Consider the following 23405-nt stretch of genomic DNA (forward strand, 5'->3'; position numbering starts at 1 on the left):
GAACGCACGCACGGGGGCACACATGACCGTTCACCGGCCGGGACTGCCGCAGGACCTCCCGCCGGCCGAGGAGCTGTGGGCACGCTGGGCGCTGCTCGCCGCCCTCCAGGCGACCACCGCGGACGAGGAACGCCCGCCGCGCCACCGCACCGGCCGGTGGATCGATGACAAGGGCCTGCACTGGGACGACTGCGGCTGCACCTGGTGGGTCATGTCCCAGCGGGGCGACGGCCGGTTCGTGCTCTACGGCGAGGACGAGTCGAGCGGCGTCAAGTGGCACGAGCCGGCGATCGACGTGCTGGCGGGCGGCCCCGAGTGGCTGCCCCACGAGGAACTGCGGGACTTGATCCAGTCGTACGAGATCGGCTGCGTCTACTGGTACGAGAACGGCGCCTGGGCCCGGGCACCGTACCCGGACGGCCTCCGCGACGACGGCCTGGACTGCGGCATGAGCTCCTTCATCGACCGCGGCGAAGTCCTGGGCGAACTGACGGACCACCTGGACGACACGGCCGACACGGCCGACGGGCCGGACGCGCAGGGCCTCCTGGCCGACGCGGAGGCCTACCGGCTGGACCCGCACCGGCTGCTGGAACGGCTGGCCCCGACCAACGCCGACGACGACCCGCTGGACGGGCCGGCCATCGCCCGCGCGCTGACCCGCGCAGGCCTGACCGGGGAGGTCGCGGCGACCGCCACCACCCCCTGACGAAAGGACGCACCGCAGCCCACCGAGGGGGCGGGCCCCGGCGATCCGTGCCACCGGCGCCGACGTGCATACTTGCCGGACGATCAACGGCACGCAGAGGGTGGATGACGCGGTGAAACTGGCTGAAGCGCTTGCACAGCGCGCGGCCGCGGTGCGGCAGGTGGAGCAGTTGCGCTCGCGCGTCGTCGGCAGCGCCCGCTACCAGGAGGGCGAGGAGCCGGCCGAGAACGCGGCCGAGGTCCTGGCCCAGGCCGGGGAGGTACTGGACGAGCTGGAACGGCTGATCCGCCTGATCAACCGGACCAACTCCACCACGCTCGTCGAAGGCGGCGGCACGCTGACCGACGCCCTCGCCCGCCGGGACGTCCTGCGGCTGCGCCACTCGGTGCTCACCGCGGCCGCCGACGCCGCCTCCGGACGCGACCAGCGCGGTGCCGTACGGCAGTTGCGGTCCGAACTCAGGATCCTCTCCGCCCTGCCGGTCGCCGAACTCCGCGCCCGGGCGGACCTCCTCGCCAAGGAGATCCGCGAGGTGGACACCCTGATCCAGCGCACCAACTGGGAGATCGACCTGGTCGAGGACTGACCCCGCAGACCGGGTGTGGGACAGCAGGTAGTCGCCACGGAGGCGTGCACACACCGAGGCCGGCGGTCAAACCGGTCCTGGCGCGTGAAGAGCAACGCAGGGGTTCGATTCCCCACCAACAGTGCAGCTCAGCACCGCGCACAGGTGACGGCACACGCCGCACAGCTCACCACCATGTGCAGATCCGGACGACGAGGGCGGGAACGGGGCGCCCCACACCCGGGTGCGAGGGCCGTGCACACCGCACGGCCCTCGCACCCACTCCACCCGGGGGCCGACGTGCCGTCAGGCCCCGGGTGCCCGCCCACAGGGGCCCGGCGGGCAAATCCGGTGGAGACGGTTCCGCCCGCCCGGCTAGCCTCGCGCCGTGGTCGATCAGGAGCAGTACGAGCGGTACAGGGAAGACTCGACGGTGCTGGCGGCGGTCGGGGAACACGTCCACCTCCAGGTCGGCCCGGTCACCGTGCGACTGCCCGGGGACCTAGCCCGGGCCGCCGTGGACGCCTGGGAACGCGACGAGGAGTCCTCGGACGGCCTCGGCGAGGAGAGCCGCGAGCAGTACGAACTACGCGACCAGGCCGGAACCCTCGCGCTGATCGGCCTCGCGATCTCGGAGTCCGGCCGCTGGGACGACGACGAGGTCACCGTCGACCTGCACGTCCACAGCGCGGGCGCGGCCTGGCTCACCTACGCCGACTCCGCGGGCACGTCCTTCCGGGTTCTGGAGTAGCCGGCTCCGTTCAGCAAGGCGGCACGACCTCGTCGGCGAGGCCGCGCGCTCTCCCCTACGGCTCCAGACGGGGGTCGTCGATGTCGACGGCGACGATCCCGGGCGGATAGAGCCCCGGATCGGCCGTAAGGATCAGGTGCTGCTGCGGACGCACCGGGGTGGGCAGACTCGTGGCGATCGCGTGCGCCACGTCCTGGCCCCCGTACCCGTCGCGGACCATCGCCGCCACCACCATGGCGGTGGTCGCGTCCAACGGCTCGAACTCCAGAGAGGGCAGCGCCAGCACCGCCTGCGCGGCACCCTCGTCCTTGATCTCGGCCTCCACCAGGCAGAGCACCGGTACCAGCAGATGCTGGAACGGGCTCTGCATCGCGGAGTCCACGATCCGGTCCAGACGCGGGTGGCCGGCGGCCAGCGCGGACAGGGCGCTCGAATCCAGAATGATCACGCGCTGCGCCTCGGGGCGACCTTCGCACGGGCATCGGCCGCAGCGATGTCGTAGACCCGCTGCAGCAGGTTCGGGCCCTCGTCCAGCTCCGTGTCGGAGAGCGTCATCCCGAAGTGCTCCCGCAGCAGCCGACGGCCCTCGGCAACGCGCTCCGCGATCTGCTCTGCGGTGGGCTGCGCCTCCACCAGCCGGGCCACTTGGGCGCCGATCGTGGTGCCGCTGGCCGCCGCGAGAGCGGCGAGCCGGTCACGCGTCTCAGGGGAAACCTTGATCGTCGCATCAGCCATACTGCGATCGTACACCGCTGGTGTACCAATGGTGTACCGACTGGTGGGCCCGGTCAACCGCACTGTCGCCTGGGCTGGACGTGGCCGGGGCCGCGGCGGCGACCTGAGTGTGGTGTCGGTCCTCGGCCTGGTCAAACTCGGAGAACTCGGCCCACGCAGTTGTCGGCCGGGCCCGGCGCTACACGCCGGTGGCGCCGTCGACGCGTTCGCGGACCAGGTCGGCGTGGCCGTTGTGGCGGGCGTACTCCTCGATCATGTGGACGTAGATCCAGCGAAGGCTGACGTCCTGCTCCATGAAGCGGCCCGTGTCGGTCAGGGCGTGCTCGGCGCAGTGCGCACGGGCGCGGGCGATCTCCGCGTGCCAGACGGCGAGGGCGTCGCTCAGGGCGGTGCCCTCAGCGACCTCGAAGCCACCGTCGGGGCCGTCCGGGTCGGCCTTCGGGTGGATGGGCGGAGCCTGCTCCCCGGCGAACACGCGACGGAACCAGTTCCGCTCCACCTCCGCCATGTGCTGGACCAGCCCGGTCAGCGTGAAGCCGGACGGCGGCACGGAGGCCGTGGCGGCCTGCTCGTCGTCCAGCCCCTCGCACTTCATGGCCAGGGTGGTGCGGTGGAAGTCGAGCCAGCTCTCGAGCGTCGTGCGCTCGTCGGCGTTCAGCGGCGGCATGGGGCGGTCGATGGCGTTCATCGGTCGATGATCGCAGGCTCCGCGGTCGGCGACGGACGGGGCGTCACCCCGGGTCGGGCGTCGCATGATCCGGCACTAGCCTGGCGCGGTGACGAGTCGAAATCGAACCTCCCGTACCGGCGCGGCCGCCCTCGTGGCTGCCGGCCTCGTGTTCCTCACCGCCTGCGGCGGCGGTGGCGGCACCGCAGGCAGTGGCGCCAGTGCCACCGCCGGCAGTGGCAGCAGCAGTAGTGCCGGCAAGGCGAAGGAGGTCGGCTGGTACCGCACGGTCGGCGACCTCTGCGCGGCGGTGGGCGATCCCGGTCTGCCGGGGCAGCTGAGGAGCTCGATACCGGTGACGAGCGAGGGGATCGCGGACGACCCGTCCTCGACGCTCAGCTGCAGCTACGACGGCGGCCCGGCGACGGAGGACTGGCGGGTGACCATCGACGCGACGGTCTTCGAGGCGGCCCGCGGCTGCCACTGGATGGAGGTCGAGGCGGACATCGCCAAGTCCCCGCTCGGCGGGCCCAAGCCCACCGAGACGCGCAAGTTCGCGATGAACGACGGCGGGGGGCTCGGCCAGGAGGGCTACCAGTCCTCGGTCCGGCACCCGCTCACCGACACCACCCCCGGGCCGGTCGACCAACTGAGCTTCAAGTCGGCTTTCTGCGACGGGAACCTGAACCTGGCGGTCGACGTCGACTACGGCGCCGGCTCGGGCATGTCCGCCGACTACCCGGGCGCGCTCGACAAGGCGGAGGAGGCGGCGCGCAAGAAGGCCGCCGAACTGCTCAAGCGGGGGCGGGAGAAGCTGTACGAGCGGGCGATGAGCCCGCAGCCGACGGCTTCGTGACGGCGGCGGCCTTCTGACGGGCGGCCGCCCGGCCGGGCGTCCCCACGCGCGCCCCCCGGGCGGCATGTCCCGCCGTGATCGCGCACCCTCCCACGCGACAATGACGATCCGACCGGCCCATCCCGATCCCTCGGGGTGCGGCCGGCCACCGGCCCTGCGGAGAGGACGGCTTCGATGAGCGGCGGCGGCGCCTGGACCGCGGCGGCCGTGGCGGCCGTCACCGGCGGCTACGGGCTCTTCTCCCGCAGACTCGCCTCGACACCCCTGTCGGCGCCGATGCTGTTCACCGGTCTCGGCGTGCTCATCGGCCCCGCCGGCCTGGACGTCATCCACCCGGAACGCGACGCCGGCGCGGTGCGCACGCTGGTCGAGGCCGCGCTGACCCTGGTCCTCTTCGCCGACGCGATGACCGTGCGCCGACGGGACCTGCGCACCGGAGGCTTCCTGCCGCTGCGCCTGCTGGCCCTCGGCCTGCCGCTCACGATCGGGGCCGGCTGGCTGCTGGCCTGGCCCCTGCTGCCAGGCCTCACCGGCGGGGAGCTCGCGCTGCTCGCCGCGATCCTCGCGCCCACCGACGCGGCGCTCGGCAAGGCTGCCATGACCAGCCCCGCGGTGCCGCCGCTCGTCCGCGAGGGCCTGAACGTCGAGAGCGGCCTGAACGACGGGCTGGTGCTGCCGTTCTTCGTCCTGTTCCTCGCCGCGATCCCCGGCACGGCCACCTCCGCGGAGGGGGCGGACGGGGTCCTCTGGCGGACCCTGCTGCTCAGCACCGCCGTGGGCCTGGCCGTCGGCCTGACAGGCGGGCGGCTGCTGCCCTGGTCACAGGCCCGGGGCTGGGTGACCGGCGAGTGGCGACAGGTGTTCGTCCTGGCCGTCGCCGTCGGCGCCTACACGGTGGCGACGGCGGCGGACGGCAGCGGGTTCATCGCCGCCTGGACGGCCGGGTTCGCGTTCGCCCTCGGACTGCGCCAGGCCCCGCCGCTCCCCGCGGACGGATCCGGCGGGCGGGCCGCCGACCTGACCGAGTACCTGGGCGGGCTGCTCGCGACGCTGAGCTTCCTGGTCTTCGGCGCGGTGCTGCTCGGCCCGGCCCTGGAAGAGCTGGACTGGCGGGTCGTCACGTACGCGGTGCTCAGCCTGACGGTCGTGCGGACGGTGCCGGTGGTCCTCGCGCTCGCCGGTACCGGCTTCCGGTGGCCCACCGTGGCCTACATCGGCTGGTTCGGGCCGCGCGGCCTGGCCTCCGTGGTCTTCGGGCTCCTCGTGGTCGAGGAGCACGTGCCCGGCATCCACCGGCTCGGTCTCGTCGTCGCCGCCACCGTCGGCCTCAGTGTGGTCGCCCACGGCATGTCGGCCCCGTTCCTCGCCGCCCGCTACGGCACCTGGTTCCGGGCGGAGAGGGCCCGCACGCCCGAACTCCGCGAAGCCCTGGCCGCGCCGGAAGCGGCCGGGACCGCCCACCCCGCCCGCCGGCGCCTGAGCTGACCCGGCGCCAGCACGAGCACGAGCACCAGCACCCGCACCAGCACCCGCAGGACCCGGGTCGCGAAGCCGTACCGCGACCGTCACCGCCCGGGCTTGAGTCTCCCGCAGGGGGAGACGGGAGAGTTACGGGCATGGACGGCGACACGCTCTTCACGATCGGTGACCTGGCCCGGCGGACCGGGCTGACGGTCAAGACCATCCGGTTCTACTCCGACACCGGAGTCGTGCCGCCGACGGACCGCAGCCCGGCCGGCTACCGGCTCTACGACATCGACGCGCTCGCCCGCCTGGACCTGGTGCGCACCCTGCGCGACCTGGGACTCGACCTCGCCCTCATCCGCCAGGTCGTGGACCGGGAGGTCTCGGTGCCCGAGGTCGCCGCCATCCACGCCGACGCCCTGGAGGTGCAGATCCGCACCCTCCGACTGCGCCGCGCCGTCCTGCGCGCGGTGGCCAAGCGGGGCTCCACTCCCGAGGAAACGGACCTCATGCACAAGCTCGCCAAGCTCTCCGACCACGAACGCCGACGCCTGGTCACCGACTTCATCGACGACGCCTTCGGCGGGCTCGACGCCAACGCCGACCTCGTCGACATGCTGCGCGCGGCCATGCCCGAACTGCCGGACGATCCCGAACCCGAACAGGTCGAGGCCTGGGTGGAACTCGCCGAGCTCACCCGGGACCCCGACTTCCGTGCCGCCGTGCGCCGCATGGCCGAGTACCAGGCGGCCGAACGCGCCCGCGGCGATGCCACCGGGCTGCACCACGACCTCACCGAGGCCGTCCGCGACGGCGTCGGCCGCGCGCTCGACGCCGGCATCGCCCCGACCGCGGCCGAGGCCGTACCCGTCGTCGACGCGCTGACCGCCCGCTACGCGCAGACCTTCGGCCGCGCCGACGACGCGGAGCTGCGCCACTGGCTGCTGACCCGACTGGAGATCGCCGGCGATCCCCGCACGGAGCGCTACTGGCACCTGCTGGCCGTCATCAACGGATGGCCCGTCCCGCCCAGCCTGGCACCGGTGTTCACCTGGTTCACGCAAGCCCTGCGCGCCCGCACCGGGCAGTAGTCCAGCGCCGGGCAGCTGCCCCCGGGCCCTCGCGGCTCCGATGACGCCGCGAGGGCCCGGGCGCGCCCGACGAGGACGCCGTCCTCGAACCCGGTACCCGCCCGGCACGAGGTTCGCCGACTCTTCGATGCCATCGGACAGTTCGATTCGCAGGGGGTTCGCCGTGGCGGCGAGAGTACTGCTGCCACGGTGATCACCGACAGCCGTTTCGTAGGGGCGCGGAGCGGCGCATGCGCCCCCGGCTGCGACTGTCGCGGGCTCAGTCCCACTCGATCCGCTGGCCCTCGGCACTGACGACCATTCGCAGTCGCTCGCCCGTGGGCTCACCCGCGACGCGCCACCGGGTGATCAGCTCGGCCACCGCGTCCCAGAGTCGGACCGGCCCGCCCTGGCGGACCAGCCAGCGGCCCCCGTCCTCGAACACCACGGCCCAAGACCCGCCGTCCACGTCCACCAACACGTGTTCGGTGCGTCCGTTCCGGGGCATGGCGAAGTACTGCGCGGTGGGCGCCGAGAACTGCGCCACGAACCGGGCCGCCCACTGGTCGAGCACGTCGGCGCCGACCTCCGCCGGACGGGCCTCGCCCTGGTCGAACGCGGGCAGCATGCCGAGCGGCGGGGGCATGTGCGGGCGGGCGAGCATGAACGACACACCGCCGCCGAGCACCGGACCGGTTGCCGTGCCGTCCTCGGCCACCGTGAGCCGCACTAGCTCTGAGGCGCTCATCCAGCCACCCACGGTCACCAGGACTTCGCCGCCCGGACGGGTCTGCGCGATCCACTCGACCGGAACGGTCCGGACCCCACAGGTGGCGATGATCCGGTCGTACGGCGCCCCCTTGGCGTACCCGGCGAGCCCGTCACCGGTTACCAGCTCGGGCCAGTAGCCGAGTCCGCCGAGCGCCACGGACGCCCGAGCCGACACGTCCGCGTCCACCTCGATTGACGTGACCTGGTCGTCGCCAAGTACGTGCGTCAGCAGGGCAGTTGAGTAGCCCGTGCCGGTACCGACCTCCAACACGGACATGCCGGGTTGCACCCGCAGGTCTTCGAGCATCCTTACCACCAGGCCGGGCAACGTGGAAGACGACGTGGGCACCTGCGCCAACCGACCCTCGACCTGTCGGGGCACCACACAGCCGGCGAGCTGCGTCACCAACGTGTCGTCCTCGTACACGCGGCCGATCAGCTCGGGGGACTTCTCCAGAGACACGGGCCGGTACCACCCGTCGCCGTCGTACTCGAACCAGCCGTCCCGCAGGAACGCCTCACGCGGGACGGCCAGCACCGCCGCTTCCCACTCGGCGGCACGGATCACCCCCGCTTCCTTGAGCTGTGCGGCCAGCACCGCCCGCAGTCCTTCGGACTCGTTCACCCGGTTACTCCGTTCTCCAGAAAATCCGCGATGGCGGACGTGATCGGCAGGCCCGCCGCGTGCTCCAGCCACGCCCACTGACCGTTCGGGTTGCACTCCAGGAACCACCATTCACCTTCGGGGGTCACGGCGAAGTCGAACGCCCCGAAACTCAGGCCGAACTCGCCGAGGAACCGCAGCAGAGCGGCCCGGACCGGCGCGGGGCAGTCCACGGGTTCGTACGTCAGGTTCTGGTACTCGCTGCGCCAGTCGAGCACCCCGGCAGGGGCGGTGATCAGCGCACAGAACACCTGGCCCCCGACCACCACGGCGCGCACGTCGCCGGACTTCGGCACCTGCGCCTGAAAGAGATGGGCGCACTTCCTCACGGCGTCGGTGATCTCCCCCGGCTCGACCGACGCCGCCCAGATACCGGCGGGTTCGCCGTCCACGTTGTAGGCCCCGGCGTGCAGGGGCTTGTAGATCGTGGGTTGCGCAGCGGCGAAGAGCTTTGCTTCGGTCGGGTTGTTGGTGATCAGTGTCGCCGGGACCGGCAGCCCGAGCCGGGCGGCGAGGGAGAGTTGGGTGGGCTTGTACTCGGCGCGGGCGATGGCCTGCGGGTGGCTCAGGTAGAGACAGCCCGGAAGTGCGCCGAGCACCCCGTTCAGCCCCCGGCGGTTCTCCTGGGCGGCGAATCGGTCGGCCTGGTGGTCGGTGTCCGGCGTGTACGGGTTCGGCCGTCGATGGTAGAGCGCGCGGACGCCGGAGAGATCGGCAGCACGCTTGTCTACCGTGAGACTCCCCGACCATCCGTTAGCCGTGATCGAAGCGGCCAGCGTGACGCGGGTCGGGAAGTCCCGTCCGGGATCGAACCGGAGGACGGGCACCCGGCGCCGGTTCAACTCCGCTATGACCAGATCGGCGGTCGGGTCCTCGGCTTCGGTGGAGACCAGCACCGGGCGTCCGTCCATGGCGTTACCTCCTAGTCCTGCGTCGCGTCGTGGCCGGAGTCGCCGTCAACCTTGCCGTCCTTGCCGACCTGGGTGGGCGGGTAGGTGCCCACCGACGTGCCGTGTTTGCCCAGCTCGGCGGGGCTCATGGTGCCGGCCTCGCCGAACCACAGACCGGTCTGCGTCGCGGGGTCCAGCCCCGCGTACTGCCACTGCGACGGCTCGCCATTGCGCAGCGGCGCCATACGCCCCATGCCCCACGGGGCAACGGGGGCGCGTTCGGTAGCGGTGCTCAACTGTCCTCCTACATATCGGCTTTGCTCGGGGTGCGAAAGACCCACCGTGCCTGCTACGGCCTGTTCCCGGGGCGCGAACAGGCACGGTGGGTTGTGCCCCGCCCCGGTGGCTGATTCCCTTTCCGCCCGCCAGGACGGGAGTTCGTGGAGTTGTGGCTGCGGGTGATCCGGAGGGACCACTCCGGGAGATCAGGAGACCGCCGAGCGGCTGCGCGTCCGGGACAGCAATCCGTGCCACGCGTGGAGCCGGATCGTCCGGCGGAACCGGACGGAGTACTTCCCGTGGTGGACCTGGCGGACGGTCACAACCGTGCGGCGCCCTATGGCCGGTATCGGCGTCACGTCCTGCGTTTCGCCGCAGGGGTAGCACCAGCCCGAATCCCGGTGGAGTCCGTCCGGCACGGCCGGGGCTATGCCGGTCTTCGCGTTCACGAGCCGACCCGTTCCCGTTGCGCTTCGCGGCACAGTGCGGTGCCGCGGCTTCTGGCCGCCCGGACACGTACTCGGGCACGCCTTCGGCGCCACCAGAGTTCCCAGTCCGCCCCGTAGACGATGCCGAGCATGGCGACCGCCAGGGCAAAGAACCACCAGACCAACCGACGCGTGGACTGCGGGTCGAGTTTGGCGAGGGCGGCCACCAGAGCGGCGGGTCCGAGGGCGACCACGACCGCGAGGGCGCTGGTCACGGTACTTGAGCGTTGCACTGCTATCCCTCCGATCAGCGCCGGACTGTGTGATTCACCAGTACAGGGCTGTCGTTCGCACTTGGACAGAGCAGCGGTGACGCATCCGTGTGGCATCCGTGTCTCAGAGTCTCTGCACCGAGTGCTCTGGCCTGCTAGAACGGGTGGTCAGAGACCAGGAGGTGGCATGGCAGAGCGGCGCAGGGCCCTTGTAGAAAGGCGAAAAGCCCTTGGATTCACTCAGGAGTCCTTTGCTCGAGACCTGGGTGTGGATCGCTCCACCGTGGCGCGATGGGAAATCGGACGGGTAGACCCCCAGGATTGGCAGCGCCCAACCCTGGCCAAGGTCTTGCGAGTTACACTAATTGAGCTTGACTCTCTCCTGTACGCCGCAGCTGCCCCAAAGCCCGCGCGGCGCGAAAGTTTCCCTGTTGTTGCGCTCGAATACGACGACGAGATCGAAGCGCTGGAGCTTGCGCGCAGGGTCTCTGTCAGCGACGTGGGGCGAGAAACCCTTGACCGCCTTGAGCTGACTTTTCATGATCTCGCAATCAAATATCCGACCGTAGCCCCGCAGGAACTCTTGGGGCAGGTGCGGAAATATGCGCTTTATGTGGCTAAGCTCATGGATGCGAAGAAGACCCTCGCCGAACATCGACAGCTACTCGTGATAGGTGGCTGGTTCTCTCTCCTTGGTGCAACTCTGCACATCGACCTCGATCAGCAAGGCGCAGCAACAGCAAGGTTGCGGACGGCGATGACCCTAGCGCAGCATGCCGAGAATTCAGAAATTCAGGCGTGGTGCTTTGAAACTGATGCTTGGCGGGTTCTCACGGGCGGCGACTACTCCAAGGCGGCAGAACTTAGTGCGACTGCTCAGCAGCTGGCTCCCGCCGGAAGCTCTGTTGAAATCCAGTCCCTTGCGCAGCAGGGTCGAGCATTTGCGCGCTTGGGGTATTCTGCCGAGACCTATTTCGCAATAGATCGAGTGCAGGCGCTTTCTGCGGCGATGGGAATTCCAAATCGACCAGAACATCATTTCCAATATGATCCGGCGAAGTCGCTCGCCTATTCGGCGACCACGCTTGCATGGCTCGGCGATCCAGCGGCCGAAGCATACGCGCGCGAAGTTATTTCGCGGCTCGCACCCTCGGAGGACGTTAGCAAGTGGCCTCGCCGGGTGGCGTCCGCAAATATTGATCTGGCGCTCTCCCTGGTGGCCGCTAACCGATTGGATGAAGCATGTGATTCGGCGCAGCGTGCCATGCTGTCCGGTCGGGTTGCACCATCTAACCATTGGCGCGCCCTCGAAGTCGTCAAAGCGGTGGAAGTGCGAAAGATTTCCGATGCGCGGGACCTGCGGGAAGTATATGAAGGAATGCGCCTACAGATATCACCGTCGGGCTGTTGACGGTGCGAACGCAAAATGGCAAGGCTTCCAAGAACGGCTACAGCCCCGGCGCTGGACCCTCCCACCGTGGGAGGGTCCACGATGGCGGCGTGCGAGACGAACTCCTCACCATCGGGCGCTTCGCGCGCCTGTGCCGCCTCAGCGTGAAGCAGCTACGGCACTACGACGACAGGGGGCTGCTGGCTCCCGTCCACGTGGACGCGGGCTCCGGCTACCGCTACTACGCGCCCGAACAGGCCCGTGACGCCCTGACCATCGCCCTGCTGCGCGAGATGGACCTTCCCCTGGCCGTGATCGCCCGGGCCCTGGCCGCCGGGCCGGAGCACAGGGCGCGGATCCTGCGCGCCGAGCGGGACCGGCTGGCCGAGCGGATCGGCAGGGACCAGGCCCGGCTGAAGACCCTGGAGCGGCTGGCGCAGGGCGGTCTGCCCGGCTACGAGGTGACCGTGGGCAGGGAGCCGGAGCGGCGGCTGGCGGTGCTGCGGGCGACCTGCGCCCCTGCCGGGATCGGGGCCGGGGTCGGGGAGTGCGTGGGCCGGCTGCTGCCCGCGCTCGGCGGGGCGGCGGCCGCGTGGGAGCCGCCGCTGTGGGGGCTGTACCCGCTGGACCTGGACGAGCGGGTGGAGATCGCGGTCGGAGCGCAGGTTCCGCGCGGGGAAGCCGTGCCCGGCCTGGACATCGTGGTGCTGCCCGGCGGACTCGTCGCCGAGACCACGCACACCGGGCCCTACGCGCACCTGCGGCTGGCCTACAACGCGCTCCTCGCCGCCGTCCACGAGCGCGGGCTGCGCCCGCAGGCGCCCGTGCGCGAGGCGTATCTCGTCGGCCCGGCGGAGGCACCGGAGGAAGAACTGACGACCCGGCTGGTCGTCCCCGTCCAGGAGGGCGCATGACCACGGTCGCGGGCATCGACGCCCGCGGTACGCAGCACTGCGAGTCGTCGGCCCTGGGGGTGCTGCTGCGGCACCAGGGACTCGACCTGTCCGAGCCGATGCTGTTCGGCCTCGGCTCCGGCCTGTCGTTCGTCTACTGGGACGCCAGGAACGCGGACTTCCCGTTCCTCGGGGGACGGGTCAGGCCGTTCGACCTCACCAGGAACCTGGCCGCCGGACTCGGGCTGGACCTCCTGGTGCAGGAGACGACCTCGCCGCGCAGGGCGTGGCGGAACGTGGCGTCCGCCATCGACTCCGGGCGCCCCGTCGGACTCCAGCTCGACAGCTACCACCTGGACTACTTCGACACGAAGGTCCACTTCGGCGGCCACGTCGTCGCCATGTACGGCTACGACGACCACGACGCCCACCTGGTGGACACCGACCAGCAGGGCGGGGCCGTCTCCTGCGGCCTGAGCAGCCTCGCCCGGGCCCGGGCCGAGCGCGGCCCGATGACCGCCCGGCACCGCTCCTTCACCCTCACCGTCGTGCGGGACCTGCCCGCCCCGCACGCACGGATCGTCCCCGCCATCACCGCCTGCGCCGGCGCCTTCCTCGACCCGCCCATCGCCAACCTCGGTCACCGCGGCATCGAGAAGGCCGGCAAGCTGGTCCGCACCTGGCTCCAGCGCACCGACGACCCCCGGCGGGACCTGCCGCGGGCCGCTCTGCTGATGGAGCGGGCCGGCACCGGCGGCGCCCTGTTCCGCAACCTCTACCGCGACTTCCTCGCCGAGTGCACCGGCCTGCTCGACAGCGTCCACCTGCGCACCGGCCACGCGCTGTACGCCGAGGCGGCCGTCCTGTGGACGCGGACGGCGGCACTGATCGAGGAGGCCGGCGAGTCGGGCGACGCCCGGTGCCTGGCCGAGGCCGGCTCGGTCCTCGACGACCTCGCGCGCGTGGAGCGCGAGGCCATGCGGGCGCTGATCCGCCTGGAGGCATGAGGTCCCAGGCGTGCCGCGTCAGCGGCCCACGCCGGCTCGGTGCGTCCGAGCGGCGCGGGCCGCGTTCGCCGTGGCCGGAGCCGCAGGGGCGTGGCTCACCAGCGGTACCAGCGGTGGCGGCTGCCGGAGGGGTGCGTGCCGCGGGCGACGAAGCCGACGAGCCAGATCACCAGGACGACGACGGCTGCCCACCAGAGGACCTTCAGGGCGAAGCCCGCGCCGAAGAGGATCAGGGCCAGGAGCAGGACCAGCAGAAGGGGGACCACGGTGACCTCCAGAGTGAGTGTGGCCACGCAACTGCCCCGCCGGCGGCGACATATTCACCGGCATGTTTCGCACATGCCGGGGCACCCGGGTCGTTGCAACGACCACGAAGCAGCCGTACCGAGGAGGGCGTCATGAGCACGGGTGACAAGATCGGGAACGTCGGGGAGAAGATCAAGGGCGTGGCCAAGGAAGGCGCGGGCAAGCTCACGGGCAACGAGCGGCTGGAGGCCGAGGGCAAGGCCGACCAGGTCAAGGGCGACATCAAGCAGGCTGGCGAGCACGTCAAGGACGCCCTCAAGCACTGACCCCGACGCCTGTCGTACCCCGTGGTGCGGGCCCGTCACCGGACGGTCCCGCACCGCACCACGTTCCGGCCCGAAGACCCCGGCGGCGTCTCCGCCGCGACAACCGCGACCTCACCCGGAGAGCAGGGTCTCGCCCAGGGCAGGTGGCGCGGTGTCCGCCGTCCGGCCGCCGACGGGCGGGGGAGCGGCCGACCGGCCGCCCGCATCACCCCGCCGGCCCGGCCCCGGCGGCCTCCGGGGCCCCGAGGCCCACCGCCAGCGTCAGTTCGAGGACCCGGTGCGGCGAGGCGAGATCCGGGAACAGCCCCCGCAGCTGCGACATCCGGTACCGGACGGTCTGGGGGTGGACGAACAGCGCCGCCGCCACCTCGTCCCGCCGGCCCTGGTGCAGCAGCCACGCCCGCAGGGTCTCCTCCAGCCGCCCCGCGGTCGCGGCGGGCAGGGTCCGCAGTGGTGCGAGGGCCCGGGCGCGCAGGTCCGCGAACGCGTCCGCGTCGGCGCTCAGCACCAGCTCGGGCAGGTGGTCCTCGGTGTCGCGGATGTCGGGGGAGAGGGAGCGCGCGCGTACGGCCCGTGCGTACGAGGCGGACGCCCGGGCCCACGGCCGGGCCGGGCCGACCACGGCGGTGCGGTCGGTCAGCTGCCGCAGGAGGTGCGGCCGGTCGGCGTCGGGGACGAGCAGCACACCGGTGGCGTCCGGCAGGTCGTCGAGGACGAGGGTGCCCGGGTCGAGCACGCGGTAGGCGGGCCGGGTCTGGGCGGCGGGCAGCAGGACCGCGGTCAGCGAGACCGGAGGCTGCCACCCGGCCCGTTGGACGGAGGCCAGCAGCACGTCCGGGCCCGCGCCGGCGAGCAGGTCGCGGGCCAGGTGTTCCAGATGGCGCTCCTGGGCCCGGCCCCGGGCGGCCAGTTCGTCGGCGTGGCCCGCCGCGCTCGCGGCGGAGAGCTCGTCGATGTAGGCGAAGGTCAGCTCGGCGAACTTGGCGACCTCGGCGGCGGGCAGGCCGGCTGGTACGGCACCCGCTGCCAGGCACCGCCAGGCCACCCGGGCGCCGACCCGGTAGGCGCTGAGCAGGGCGTCCATCGAACGGCCGTCGCGCACCTCGCCGCGGCCCAGTTCGTAGGCCGCGCCACCGGCGTCGCCGCCCGTGGCGTTCCCGCTCGCGAGGTCCAGGTAGTTCCCGAGGGCGGTGCGGACGGCCCGGCGGATGGTGGCGCCCATGCGGCCCGACAGGGCGTTGGCGTACGAAGGGACCTCGTCGATGATCGCCTGGACGACCTCGTCGGCGGTGGTCCTCAGCGTGGCCCGCAGCGCGGTGACCGTCGTCTCGTCCAGGGCCAGTCCACTGGCCCTCCGGATGGCATCGCTCACGTTCTTGTTCCCTGCGAACAATTCGGCCGAACAGATTTACGTCCTACGGTCAGGACTTTACGCCCTGAGGCGCAGCAAGCTGGGAACCATGACGAGTACAGCCCTCCGCAGCAGGGCGTGGAAACTGCTGGAGATGGTCACGACGCCGCTGCTGCCGTCGGACTACCTCGACCTGGTCAGCCCGCTGCGGGCCGGCGCCGACCTGCGGGGGCGCATCGAAGCCGTGCACCCCGAGACGGGTGACTCCGCGACCGTCGTGATCAGGCCGGGACGGGGCTGGCGCGGCCACACGGCCGGCCAGTACGTGCGCATCGGGGTCGACGTCGACGGGAGGCGCCTGTGGCGTTCCTACTCGATCACCTCGCCGACGAACCGACGGGACGGCCGCGTCACCATCACCGTGAAGGCGATCCCGGGCGGCAAGGTCAGCAACCACCTGGTCCGCAGGGCGGCACCCGGCACCCTGATCCAGCTCGACCAGCCGGCCGGCGACTTCGTGCTGCCGCCGACCAAGCCCGCCAAGGTGCTCTACCTGACGGCGGGCAGCGGCATCACGCCCGTGATGGGCATGCTGCGCGACGCCGAGTTCGACGACGCCGTCATGGTCCACTGCGCGCCGCAGCCGCACGACGTGATCTTCCGCGACGAACTGCACGGCCTGGTCGCGGACGGGAAGCTGCGCCTCACCGAGGTGCACACCGGCACCGACGGCCGGCTCGACATCGCCCGGCTCGACGAGCTCGTGCCCGACTGGGCCGAGCGCGAGACCTGGGCCTGCGGGCCCGCGGGCCTGCTCGACGCCGCGGAGGAGCGCTGGAGCGAGCACGGCGTCCGGGAGCGCCTGCACACCGAACGCTTCCGCCCCGCCGTCGCCGTCGTCGTGGGCGACGGCAGTGGCGGCGGTGAGGTCACGTTCAGTGCCACCGGCAGGACCGTCGAGGCCGACGGTGCCACGCCGCTGCTGGACGTCGGCGAGGAGGCCGGCGTGCTCATGCCCTCCGGGTGCCGCATGGGCGTCTGCTTCGGCTGCGTCACGCCGCTCAAGGCGGGCGCCGTCCGCGACCTGCGCACCGGCGAGATCACCGAGGCCGAGCCGGGCGTCCTCATCCAGACCTGCGTGTCCGCGGCAGCGGGTGCCTGCGACATCGAACGGTAGGAGCACCTTGACCGCCATCGACCCCACCGCCCACCTGAGCGCGGAGCAGATCGAGGAGCTCGGCCGCGAGCTGGACGCGATCCGCGACGAGGTGATCGCCGACCGCGGAGAGAAGGACGCCGCCTACATCCGCAAGGTCATCTCGGCGCAGCGCAAGCTCGAAATGGCCAGCAGGGGCGTCCTGCTGTTCTCGATCTTCCCGCCCGCCTGGCTGATCGGCACCGCCGGCCTGTCCGTGGCGAAGATCATGGACAACATGGAGATCGGCCACAACGTCCTGCACGGCCAGTGGGACTGGATGCGGGACCCGAAGATCCACTCCACCACCTGGGAGTGGGACCACGTCTCGCCGTCCGACCAGTGGAAGCACTCGCACAACGAGCTGCACCACACGTACACCAACGTGATCGGCAAGGACAACGACCTCGGCTACGGCATCATGCGCGTCGACGAGGACCAGAAGTGGCACCCCTTCCACCTCGGCCAGCCGCTGTGGAACTTCCTCAACGCCTGCTTCTTCGAGTACGGCATCGCGGCGTACGACCTGGAGCTCGGCAAGAACCTGAGCAAGCGCCGCCGCAGGAACCCGGAGTTCCGCGCGCGGGCCAGGGCCGTGGGCCGCAAGATCCGCAAGCAGGTGCTCAAGGACTACGTGATCCACCCGCTGCTGTCGGGCCCGTCGTTCCCCACCACGCTCGCCGCCACGTTCACCGCGAACCTGGTCCGCAACATCTGGTCCCACTCGGTGATCATGTGCGGGCACTTCCCGGAGGGCGTGAAGGTCTTCGAGCGCCGGTCGATCGAGGGCGAGACGCGCGGCCAGTGGTACCTGCGCCAGATGATGGGCTCGGCGAACATCAGCGGCAGCAGGGCCATGCACTTCATGACCGGCAACCTGTCGCACCAGATCGAGCACCACCTGTTCCCGGACCTGCCGAGCAACCGGTACGCCGAGGTCGCGGTGAAGGTGCGCGCACTGTTCGAGAAGTACGAGCTGGAGTACGTCACCGGGCCGCTGCCCAAGCAGGTGTTCTCCGCGTGGCACAAGGTCTTCCGGCTCTCCCTGCCGAACAGGAAGCGGCCCGCGGCCGGGACGCCGCAGCGCGAGCGGGAGCTCGTCGCGGTCTGATTCCCGGCCTCCCGGCTGTTGGGCCGCCCGGCCTCCCGGCCTCCCGGCCGCTGGGCCGAGCCGGAACGGTCGGCACGTCCCATACCGAACGACCCCGCTGCCGAGACCGGCCGCGGGGTCGTTCGGCACTCGTGCCGAGGGGGACCCCGGCGGTGCCGGCGCCGGGCTACCGGCCGGCCGCCTCCAGCACCTGCGTGACCAGGTCGGTGTCGGCCTTGGGAATCACGATCACGTGCTGCGCGTCGCCCGCCGCCAGGTCCAGGCGCGCCATCTTCGGGAGCGGGGACTTCTGGCCCGACGGCGACAGGCGGAACGGACCCGTCAGGGCGACGTCCTCGCCGGTGCGCCGGTTGCGCCAGGTCACCCGGTCGGCCGCCAGGTAGAGGTGGCCGGAGGCCGTGTGCGGGACGGTGCGGCCCTTGCCGACCGACAGCATCCTGACCGTGCCCAGCGTCGGGCTCGAACAGAACACCTGCAGGGTGGTGCCCGCCCGGAGGTCGGCCAGGTCCTTCTCCGTGCTCAGCCGCCGGATGCCGAACAGCGAGAGCAGGGCGTCGGAGAGGGTTCTGGTGCCCGCGGAGCGGCGGATGGTGCTTGTCATGGCGCAGATCCTCTCAGGGGCGACCGGAAGGCTCGTGACCAGGGCCTTTCCTCACGCAGACGGCCCCGGGCAGCCCGTGCGCCGGGAGCCGGGCCGGCACGCTGCGCACCGTGTCCGAAGGGCCACGGAGCGGCGTCCCTGAGGTTCGACCACCCGACCGTGCGGGTACGTACCGATTGTTCGGCGGCTTCGACAGCCGGACGTCCAGGCAGCTGAACAGCTCCCCGAGGGGGTGGCCATGGCCACGCTGATCGCCTTGTTCGCGAGCCTCGCCGTCATCGTGACCGGCCTCGCGGTCTACCTGCACCGGCGGCCCGACGGCCGGACCGAGACCGTCGAAGGGCTGTTGGTCGAACAGGAGCGCACGGCCCGTCTGCGGGCCGCCCGCTCCTCCTACAGCTCGATCGCCATGCACAGCACCCACGGTCTGACCGTCGACGAGCTGGAGCGGTACCGCAGGTAGGGCCGGCCCCGTCGCCGCGACGGGCGGTGAGGGGCCGGACCCTGGGTGGGTGCACCCGTACCCTGACGGTCAGGCGCTGCGTCGGCGGCGGGCGATGAGCGCGATGCCGCCGGCGAGCAGCGAGGCCGCGCCCAGCGAGACCTTCAGCGTGCCGTCCGAGCCGGTGTGGGCGAGCTCGCTGGCGGCCGTCTGGATCGTGTCGGAGGAGGCCGCGGTCCCGGCGGAGCCGGTGGTCCCGGTGGAACCGGACCCGCCGACCGTGCCGCCGGCGGAACCCGTGTCGGACTTCGTGTCGGAGGCGCTGGTCAGACCGGCCGCGGCGACGGTGCTGTTGCCGCTGTTGCCGCTGTTGCCGCTGTTGCCGACGGCGCCGGTGGCACCAGGGGCGCCCGTGCTGCCGGAGTCGTCCGTGGGGAAGCCCAGGGTGAGGTCGACCGGGAAGCCCTGCGGGCCGACGCTCGCGGGCGCGCCCTGCCCGCCCTCGAAGATGACCTCCGGGTTGACGTGGGTGGTGCCGACGGGGGCGAGGGAGGTGAAGGCGAGGCGGACGTGCCTGGTGACGGAGGCGCCGGCCGCCAGGTTCCGGTCCTCGGTGAGGTAGTAGGTGACCGGGCCGCCGTTCTGGCGGCTGGGCACACCGAAGACGTTCTGCCAGCTGCCGTCCTCCTGCTGGACCTGGAGCGCGCTGTTCCGGTCCGCCAGCACGGCGGGGCGGACGTTGTCGTAGCGGGAGGCGCTGGCGTTGGACACGGTCACGTCGAACTCGACCGGGTCGCCGCCGGCGACGGCGGCGGTGGGGGCGTTCTTGACCGACACGTCGAGGGCCTTCAGGGCGACCTCCTTGGTGCTCTCGGCGATGACGTACTGCCCCGTCTGCTCGAGGACGGAGGAGGAGAGCTTGATGGTGCCGCTCGCGCCGGCCCAGTCGTTGTTGACCGGGGCGGACAGGCGCAGCCGGAACGTCTTCGTCGCGCCGGCGGGGACGGTCACGCCGGCGTACCCGCCCTTGAAGTGGAACCCGTCGTTCTGCTGCCGGAAGGTCGTCAGCACCGGCTTCCAGGCGCCCTCGTCGTCGAGGAGGTCCATGGCGATGCGGCCCTCACCGCGGGCGTACTGGTTGCTGGCGTCGAACTCCAGGTTGTAGGTCGCCTGGGTGTTGCCCGGGTTGGTGACCGTCTGGGTGAACTCGACCGGCCCGCCGGCGTTGCCGATCGAGGCGGGTGCCTGGAGCGACAGGGTGGGCGCTGCGCTGACGACGTTGATCAGGAGGTACTGGGGGCCGACGGTGACGGGGGAGTAGCCGCTGCCGATGTCGAGCTTCGCCCACGGGTGGATGTAGCCGGTGCCGGTCGGGGCGTCGGCGGTGAAGGCGAGCCGGACGTGCTTGGTGAAGGTCTCGCCCGGTGCCATGGTCCGGTCGTCGGAGAGGTGGTAGGTGACCCGGTCGGCGACGGTCGGGTTGCTGCCGGGGACGCCGGTGATGTTCTGCCAGCTGCCGTCGGCCTTCCGGACCTGGAGGGTGGTGTGCTGGTCGGCCTCGATGACCTTGTCGACGTTGGTGTAGGCGGAGGCGCTGCGGTTGGCGATGGCGACGTCGAACTCGACCGGGTCGCCGCCGGCGACGGCGGTGGTCGGCGCGTTCTGGACCTGCAGGGTGATGGCCCTGGCCGCGACCTCCTTGGTGCTCTCGGCCAGGACGGCACCGGCCTCGTCGAGCACTGCGGAGCGGAGCGTGATGGTGGAGTCGGTGTTGGACCAGTAGGTCGCGAGCTCGGTGGTCAGGCGCAGCCGGACCGTCGTGGTGGCGCCGGCGGCGACGGTCAGGCCGGGGACCGTGTCGGTGACGGGCTTCCAGGTGCCGTCCGCGTCGCGGTAGTCGACCTTGATGGCGCTCGCCGAGACGGGGCCCGCGCCGCTGGTGGTGATCTTCAGCTTGTAGGTGGCCGCGGTGCTGCCCGGGTTGGTGACGGTCTCGGTGAACTCGACCGGCTGGCCGCCGCGGCCGACCGACGCCGGCGGGGTGACGGTCAGCGACGGCTTGTCGTCGGCGGTGGCCTTGGCGGCGGCCTTGGCCGTCGGCTTCGCGGCCGGGGCGGCCGGGGCGGCGGGGGTGGTCGGGGTGGTCGGGGTGGCAGCCGGGGCCGGGGTGGCGGCCGTCGGCTTCGCGGTCGGGGCGGCCGTGGCCGGGGCCGGGGTGGTGGCCGGGACCGGGGTCGCCGCGGTCGGGGTCGGGGTCGCGGTGGCGGTCGGGGCCGGGGCGGCGGCGGTGGCGGCCGGGGCCGGGGCCGGGGCCGGGGCGTCGGCGGCGTAGGCGGCCGGGGAGACCACCACGGCGCCGGTGGCGAGCAGCGCGCCGAGGGTGGCGGCGGTGAGGACCGCGGAGCGGGAACGACGTGCACGCACAATGGACATTCTGAATACCCCCCGGGGTGTTTTCATCGGCAGACGTGTGTCGCTGCTCGATGGATTGCGATGAGTGCGGTGGCAGGATCCGAGGCCCGGGAGTCGGTGCTCCCGGTCTGCCTGCGGTCCGCCGCGGCGGGCTTCCCCGCCGCTCACTCACATAGACGTGCGGGGCCCGCGAGGGTTGCAGGTGAGATCGAAACTTTTTTGACGACTTCTGGAGACCTGCCCGAAAGCCCCTCCGACCAGCGGTTTCGGCAGTGAGAGGGGTGGCTGCCCGGGATGGTCCCGGGCAGCGATCGTCCGAGCAGGCCCGGCGCCGGGCCCGAGGAGGGAGTGCCACCGTGGCAGAGACCTGGGGGCCGTACCGCCCGTGCACCGCCGAGGACGGGAAGGCGTTCCTCGCGGTGCCGAACATCACCGACTACGTGACCCGGGGCCTCGGGTTCACCGGCCGGGTCGACATCGCCCCGGAGGCCGTGCGCTCCTCGACGGGAAACCCGAAGCAGCTTCAGTACCTGGTCATGGGCGGGCAGCCGGGATGCCGAGGTGCTTCTTCACGCTGTCCTCCGTGGTGTCCTGCCGGTCGACCGGGCGGGCGGGTCTGCCGGGGGCGCCCGCCCGTGGCGCCTGGAGCCGAGACTGCCCTGAGGTGCGCCGGGCCGCATGCGGGCGGTGGCACACGGCTGACATCGCCGCAGGGGTGGCCTCCGGGCCCGCGCCGGATGTGCCCGGGGCTGCGCCTTGCCGTCGATTCGGCAGCCCCGGGGTTGCCCGGCCACCGGCGGCGTGTGTCCGTCGGCCCGCGAGGTGACCCTGCCGGAGCGAGCGGTGGAGGAACGCGCCACTGCTCAGTGGTGCGGCGGGGCTCCTTCGGTGCTGATCACCGCGTTGCCGGTGAGACCTGCGGGTGGGGCAGGGCGACTTCGACGTCTTGACGGGTGCCCCAGCGGTTGACGCGGTGGCAGGTGGCCATGGCGTAGAGGTACATGGGGCGCAGGACGAGGGTGCGCCAGAGTGCGGCGAGGGGAGCGCAGGCGAAGCAGGTGAGGAGTTGGCGGCGGGTCATGTCGGAGCGGGAGACGGTGAACAGGCGCAGGGCCATGAGGTAGCTCATGGCGGTGGCGATGGCCAGGCCGTAGAGGGCGATGTCGCCGAGGTGGGCGCGGTAGTCGGCCATGGTGAGGAGCGCGACGGGGATGACGAGGCCGAGCGCGAGGTGGAGGTACTCGGCGACGGTGGTCCAGAAGACGATGCCGGTGGCGGGGAGGTAGCGCAGCCACCACAGGTGGCGGACGGTGGTGCCGCGCATCCAGCGCAGCTGTTGGTTGAGGTAGTGGGGGAGGCGTTCGGGGGCGAGCGTGAAGACGAGCGCGGAGGGCTGGTGGACGGTGTCTCCGGCGAGCATGGCGTAGAAGGTGAGCATCGAGTCGTCGTTCATCTGCATGGGACGGCCGCGGAACTGCTCGTTCTCGTAGGTGCCGGCGGCGTCGCGGACGATGTCGGCCCGGTAGAAGGCGAGGGTGCCGGAGTTGATGGTGACGCGTTTGAGGACGGACTGTGCACTGCGCAGACCCCGGGTGAAGGGGAGGTAGAGCAAGCCGATGAGGCGGGTGAGGGCGTTCGCGTCGTGGTTGAGGACGACGACCTGTCCGGCGACGGACTGGGTCCGGGAGTCGGCGAAGGGCTTGAGTCCTTCACGGACGGCGTGGCAGTCGAGGACGGAGTCGCTGTCCAGGGTGATGAAGACGTCGGCGTCGTCGTTGGCGAGGACGTGCATCTGGGCGTGGCGTTTGCCGCGGTTGGAGGTGCGGTCCCAGGTGGCCTCGATGCCGGCGGCGGCGGCGAGTCGGGCGAATTCGGCCCGGGCCTCGTCGTAGGTCATGGGGGTGCCGTCGGGCCGGACGGAGCCGTCGTCGACGACACGGATGCGCTGGACGGGGCGGGACTGGGCGAGGACCGAGTGCAAGCAGGCCCGCAGGGCGGCCGTGTCCTCGTTGTAGACGGGGATCTGCACCGTGACCCGCAGCCGGTCGAGGCCGTGCTGCTGTTCGGGGGTGGCGGTGCGGGGCCGCTCCCACCAGGACAGGGGGACCCACCACAGCAGCAGGAAGGAGATCAGCCAGGGGGCGGCCAGTGCTCCGGCTCCGTGGTGATGGTGGATGTGGGCGATGAGGGCGGCGGTGTGGGCCGCGGCCCAGGCCGTGAAGGCGGCCACTGGCAGCACGGCGAGCAGCAACAGTGCGCGGGGCGGAGCGTGTTCGGCACTGGGTAGCGGCACGTGTCCGACGGGGGCCG

At 71.7% G+C, this 23405-nt stretch carries 25 protein-coding genes; 13 read left to right on the forward strand and 12 right to left on the reverse strand.

Annotation, left to right across the window (positions count from 1 at the left end; all coding sequences use genetic code 11):
* Window positions 1–22 precede the first annotated feature (22 nt).
* The 3 genes from ACIA8Q_RS12475 (at window position 23) to ACIA8Q_RS12485 (ending at window position 2025) form a co-directional block, all read left to right on the forward strand.
* Window positions 23–709: a hypothetical protein gene (locus tag ACIA8Q_RS12475; protein ID WP_396317127.1), complete on the forward strand. Its 687-nt coding sequence runs from the start codon at window positions 23–25 to the stop codon at window positions 707–709.
* Window positions 710–821: 112 nt separating this feature from the next.
* Entirely contained in the window at window positions 822–1295 is a 474-nt protein-coding gene (locus tag ACIA8Q_RS12480; protein ID WP_396317128.1) for a DIP1984 family protein, read from the forward strand.
* A gap of 367 nt (window positions 1296–1662) precedes the next feature.
* Window positions 1663–2025 (forward strand): hypothetical protein, encoded by a 363-nt coding sequence (locus ACIA8Q_RS12485; protein ID WP_396317129.1) that lies wholly within the window; start codon window positions 1663–1665, stop codon window positions 2023–2025.
* Window positions 2026–2080: 55 nt separating this feature from the next.
* Here ACIA8Q_RS12485 and ACIA8Q_RS12490 read toward each other — a convergent pair whose 3' ends face one another.
* The 3 genes from ACIA8Q_RS12490 to ACIA8Q_RS12500 all read right to left on the reverse strand — a co-directional run bounded on the left by ACIA8Q_RS12490 (window position 2081) and on the right by ACIA8Q_RS12500 (window position 3448).
* Entirely contained in the window at window positions 2081–2473 is a 393-nt protein-coding gene (locus ACIA8Q_RS12490) for a hypothetical protein (protein WP_396317130.1), read from the reverse strand.
* Window positions 2470–2760: a hypothetical protein gene (locus ACIA8Q_RS12495; RefSeq protein WP_396317131.1), complete on the reverse strand. Its 291-nt coding sequence runs from the start codon at window positions 2758–2760 to the stop codon at window positions 2470–2472. The genes ACIA8Q_RS12490 and ACIA8Q_RS12495 overlap by 4 nt, the downstream gene beginning before the upstream one ends.
* A gap of 178 nt (window positions 2761–2938) precedes the next feature.
* On the reverse strand, window positions 2939–3448 hold the full coding sequence (locus ACIA8Q_RS12500; RefSeq protein ID WP_396317132.1) for a DinB family protein: 510 nt from the start codon (window positions 3446–3448) through the stop codon (window positions 2939–2941).
* An 88-nt stretch (window positions 3449–3536) separates the two neighbouring features.
* Here ACIA8Q_RS12500 and ACIA8Q_RS12505 point away from each other — a divergent pair, with 88 nt between their 5' ends.
* The 3 genes from ACIA8Q_RS12505 (at window position 3537) to ACIA8Q_RS12515 (ending at window position 6838) form a co-directional block, all read left to right on the forward strand.
* Complete coding sequence (locus ACIA8Q_RS12505; protein ID WP_396317133.1) at window positions 3537–4283, forward strand: hypothetical protein; 747 nt, start codon at window positions 3537–3539, stop codon at window positions 4281–4283.
* 174 nt (window positions 4284–4457) lie between these two features.
* A complete protein-coding gene (locus ACIA8Q_RS12510; protein ID WP_396317134.1) occupies window positions 4458–5768 on the forward strand; it encodes a cation:proton antiporter in 1311 nt (436 codons plus the stop codon).
* Window positions 5769–5899: 131 nt separating this feature from the next.
* Window positions 5900–6838 (forward strand): MerR family transcriptional regulator, encoded by a 939-nt coding sequence (locus ACIA8Q_RS12515; RefSeq protein WP_396317135.1) that lies wholly within the window; start codon window positions 5900–5902, stop codon window positions 6836–6838.
* Between the two features lie 259 nt (window positions 6839–7097).
* Here the strand turns inward: ACIA8Q_RS12515 and tgmC are convergent, their stop codons facing one another.
* The 4 genes from tgmC to ACIA8Q_RS12535 form a co-directional block, all read right to left on the reverse strand.
* Window positions 7098–8213: an ATP-grasp peptide maturase system methyltransferase gene (tgmC, locus tag ACIA8Q_RS12520; protein WP_396317136.1), complete on the reverse strand. Its 1116-nt coding sequence runs from the start codon at window positions 8211–8213 to the stop codon at window positions 7098–7100.
* On the reverse strand, window positions 8210–9163 hold the full coding sequence (gene tgmB, locus ACIA8Q_RS12525; protein WP_396317137.1) for an ATP-grasp ribosomal peptide maturase: 954 nt from the start codon (window positions 9161–9163) through the stop codon (window positions 8210–8212). The genes tgmC and tgmB overlap by 4 nt, the downstream gene beginning before the upstream one ends.
* An 11-nt stretch (window positions 9164–9174) precedes the next feature.
* Window positions 9175–9438, reverse strand: a complete 264-nt coding sequence (tgmA, locus tag ACIA8Q_RS12530; protein ID WP_396317138.1) for a putative ATP-grasp-modified RiPP — start codon at window positions 9436–9438, stop codon at window positions 9175–9177.
* A 428-nt stretch (window positions 9439–9866) separates the two neighbouring features.
* The gene (locus ACIA8Q_RS12535; protein WP_396317139.1) at window positions 9867–10124 is read right to left on the reverse strand and encodes a hypothetical protein; all 258 of its coding nucleotides are present in this window, start codon (window positions 10122–10124) and stop codon (window positions 9867–9869) included.
* Between the two features lie 184 nt (window positions 10125–10308).
* Here ACIA8Q_RS12535 and ACIA8Q_RS12540 point away from each other — a divergent pair, with 184 nt between their 5' ends.
* From ACIA8Q_RS12540 to ACIA8Q_RS12550, 3 genes are all read left to right on the forward strand, one after another.
* Window positions 10309–11532, forward strand: coding sequence for a helix-turn-helix transcriptional regulator (locus tag ACIA8Q_RS12540; protein WP_396317140.1), 1224 nt, complete (start codon window positions 10309–10311; stop codon window positions 11530–11532).
* Window positions 11533–11621: 89 nt separating this feature from the next.
* Entirely contained in the window at window positions 11622–12425 is an 804-nt protein-coding gene (locus ACIA8Q_RS12545) for a MerR family transcriptional regulator (protein WP_396317141.1), read from the forward strand.
* Window positions 12422–13411, forward strand: coding sequence for a BtrH N-terminal domain-containing protein (locus ACIA8Q_RS12550; RefSeq protein WP_396317142.1), 990 nt, complete (start codon window positions 12422–12424; stop codon window positions 13409–13411). Before ACIA8Q_RS12545 ends, ACIA8Q_RS12550 begins: the two co-directional genes overlap by 4 nt.
* 95 nt (window positions 13412–13506) lie before the next feature.
* On the opposite strand, the gene ACIA8Q_RS12555 is transcribed toward ACIA8Q_RS12550, so the two are convergent.
* A complete protein-coding gene (locus tag ACIA8Q_RS12555) occupies window positions 13507–13677 on the reverse strand; it encodes a hydrophobic protein (protein ID WP_396317175.1) in 171 nt (56 codons plus the stop codon).
* Window positions 13678–13809: 132 nt separating this feature from the next.
* Here ACIA8Q_RS12555 and ACIA8Q_RS12560 point away from each other — a divergent pair, with 132 nt between their 5' ends.
* Window positions 13810–13983: a CsbD family protein gene (locus ACIA8Q_RS12560; protein WP_396317143.1), complete on the forward strand. Its 174-nt coding sequence runs from the start codon at window positions 13810–13812 to the stop codon at window positions 13981–13983.
* A 205-nt stretch (window positions 13984–14188) separates the two neighbouring features.
* Here the strand turns inward: ACIA8Q_RS12560 and ACIA8Q_RS12565 are convergent, their stop codons facing one another.
* Window positions 14189–15355, reverse strand: coding sequence for a helix-turn-helix domain-containing protein (locus tag ACIA8Q_RS12565; RefSeq protein ID WP_396317144.1), 1167 nt, complete (start codon window positions 15353–15355; stop codon window positions 14189–14191).
* 88 nt (window positions 15356–15443) lie between these two features.
* Here ACIA8Q_RS12565 and ACIA8Q_RS12570 point away from each other — a divergent pair, with 88 nt between their 5' ends.
* Together ACIA8Q_RS12570 and ACIA8Q_RS12575 are read left to right on the forward strand one after the other, a co-directional pair.
* Window positions 15444–16511 carry a ferredoxin reductase gene (locus ACIA8Q_RS12570; protein ID WP_396317145.1) on the forward strand — a complete coding sequence of 356 codons (1068 nt, stop codon included), beginning with the start codon at window positions 15444–15446 and terminating at the stop codon, window positions 16509–16511.
* 7 nt (window positions 16512–16518) lie between these two features.
* The gene (locus ACIA8Q_RS12575) at window positions 16519–17640 is read left to right on the forward strand and encodes a fatty acid desaturase family protein (protein ID WP_387902366.1); all 1122 of its coding nucleotides are present in this window, start codon (window positions 16519–16521) and stop codon (window positions 17638–17640) included.
* A 166-nt stretch (window positions 17641–17806) separates the two neighbouring features.
* Here ACIA8Q_RS12575 and ACIA8Q_RS12580 read toward each other — a convergent pair whose 3' ends face one another.
* The gene (locus tag ACIA8Q_RS12580) at window positions 17807–18241 is read right to left on the reverse strand and encodes a hypothetical protein (RefSeq protein WP_360220168.1); all 435 of its coding nucleotides are present in this window, start codon (window positions 18239–18241) and stop codon (window positions 17807–17809) included.
* A gap of 238 nt (window positions 18242–18479) precedes the next feature.
* On the opposite strand from ACIA8Q_RS12580, the gene ACIA8Q_RS12585 reads away from it, so the two are divergent.
* Window positions 18480–18704, forward strand: coding sequence for a hypothetical protein (locus ACIA8Q_RS12585; protein WP_396317146.1), 225 nt, complete (start codon window positions 18480–18482; stop codon window positions 18702–18704).
* Window positions 18705–18773: 69 nt separating this feature from the next.
* Here ACIA8Q_RS12585 and ACIA8Q_RS12590 read toward each other — a convergent pair whose 3' ends face one another.
* Both ACIA8Q_RS12590 and ACIA8Q_RS12595 read right to left on the reverse strand, forming a co-directional pair.
* Window positions 18774–21107, reverse strand: coding sequence for an LPXTG cell wall anchor domain-containing protein (locus tag ACIA8Q_RS12590; RefSeq protein ID WP_396317147.1), 2334 nt, complete (start codon window positions 21105–21107; stop codon window positions 18774–18776).
* A gap of 883 nt (window positions 21108–21990) precedes the next feature.
* On the reverse strand, window positions 21991–23388 hold the full coding sequence (locus tag ACIA8Q_RS12595; RefSeq protein ID WP_360220159.1) for a glycosyltransferase: 1398 nt from the start codon (window positions 23386–23388) through the stop codon (window positions 21991–21993).
* Window positions 23389–23405: the final 17 nt, after the last annotated feature.

The sequence above is a fragment of the Kitasatospora sp. NPDC051705 genome (assembly GCF_044453265.1).
Classification (GTDB): domain Bacteria; phylum Actinomycetota; class Actinomycetes; order Streptomycetales; family Streptomycetaceae; genus Kitasatospora.